General features: G+C 61.3%; 1 protein-coding gene. It reads right to left on the reverse strand.

Translation table 11 applies throughout. From position 1 onward, the window contains the following. A partial coding sequence (locus JK635_RS28250) for a 2Fe-2S iron-sulfur cluster-binding protein (RefSeq protein WP_235887985.1) occupies positions 1–481 on the reverse strand: 481 nt, incomplete at its 3' end. Between the last annotated feature and the right edge of the window lie 39 nt (positions 482–520).

Genomic DNA, 520 nt, shown 5'->3' on the forward strand with positions numbered 1-520 from the left:
TGATCTCCGCGTGCTCGCCGCGGTTGAGCATGCCGAACTCCATGACACCGGCCACTTCCTGGCCGAAGCGCACGCAGCGGGTGCAGTGGATGCAGCGCGCCATCTCGCGCATCGAGATGAGCGGACCGGCGTCCTTGGGGACCACTACCCGCTTCTCTTCCGCATAGCGCGAATTGGAGCCGCCATAACCGACAGCCAGATCCTGCAACTGGCACTCGCCGCCCTGATCGCAGATCGGGCAGTCCAGCGGGTGATTGATCAGCAGGAATTCCATCACGCCCTTCTGGGCCTTGATTGCCTTTTCGCTGTGCGAGCGCACGATCATGCCATTGGTGACAGGCGTGGCGCAGGCCGGCAGCGGCTTGGGCGCCTTCTCGACTTCCACCAGGCACATGCGGCAGTTCGCGGCGATGGACAGCTTCTTGTGATAGCAGAAATGCGGAATGTAAGTGCCGATCTTGTTGGCAGCTTCCATCACCATGCTGCCCTCCTGCACTTCCACCTTCTTGCCGTCTATTTC

It is taken from the genome of Neobacillus paridis (assembly GCF_016765675.1).
Classification (GTDB): Bacteria; Bacillota; Bacilli; order Bacillales; family Cytobacillaceae; genus Neobacillus; species Neobacillus paridis.